We start from the raw sequence: 800 nt of genomic DNA, 5'->3' as shown, positions 1-800 counted from the left end.
GGTAGTGCCTGTGAAGTAATGATGGACTATGAAGCGACTGGCAATGAGGCATTGTAGTGGTGAATAAATCGCCAAATCGCTGCTTCGTGATTGACCAAGGATTTGGAAAAAGACAGGGTGCGCCGCACTAAACGACTAATCCGCTGACGCAAGGTGTTATTCAATCGCTCCACGTAATTCGTTAATCCGGTTTCTTTGCCCACAGGTCGATGTCGTTTTCTGGGAATCACGCTGCGATAGGCTTCCCAAAAATCCGTGTAGCAGACTGCACATTGGCGATAGACACCCGGCAAGCTCTCCCATAGCTTTTGGGCTAACTGGGCTGAACGATTCCCCATGACCATCCCAATGACTTCGCGAGTCACGGCATCCAGCGCTAGCCAGATCCAGACTTTTTGCTTCTTGGAACCCACAAAAGACCAAAGTTCATCCAGTTGCAGGATTAAACGGCTTTTTTTTTAGGGCGCACTTGCGCCTGGCGAGAGATGCGACCGGCTTCGACTGCCACATAGGATTCAAGCCAGGATTCAGAGACCTGTGCGACCCGCGCAATCGCGGCCTGGGAGAGGCGCTCTAGGAGCAGACGATCAATCAGGGCGATCTGCTCAGGTGTGACTCGTTTCTGAGTGGGGTGCTCAATGAACTGGCGACCACAGGCTTTGCATTTGAAGCGTTGCTTGCCGTTGTGGATACGACCATTTTTAACCGTGTGGCTGGATTGGCACTGGGGGCAAGCAGGCATGAACTGGAGCGGTGAATGACTGCTGCTAGACTAGCATCATTACTTCACAGGCACTACC

General features: G+C 52.1%; 1 protein-coding gene. It reads right to left on the bottom strand.

Annotation, left to right across the window (positions count from 1 at the left end; genetic code table 11):
* Nucleotides 1-26: 26 nt before the first annotated feature.
* Nucleotides 27-742 (bottom strand): IS1 family transposase gene (locus VPK24_RS04630; RefSeq protein ID WP_393010935.1). Its coding sequence is split into 2 segments (ribosomal slippage): nt 27-457 and nt 457-742, totalling 717 coding nucleotides; the frame shifts between segments, so codons are not numbered across the junction.
* Between the last annotated feature and the right edge of the window lie 58 nt (nt 743-800).

Source organism: Limnothrix redekei LRLZ20PSL1, assembly GCF_043235035.1.
Lineage (GTDB): Bacteria > Cyanobacteriota > Cyanobacteriia > CACIAM-69d > CACIAM-69d > CACIAM-69d.
The sequence above is the reverse complement of the archived record's forward strand: the minus strand, read 5'-3'. Positions and strand labels throughout refer to the sequence as shown.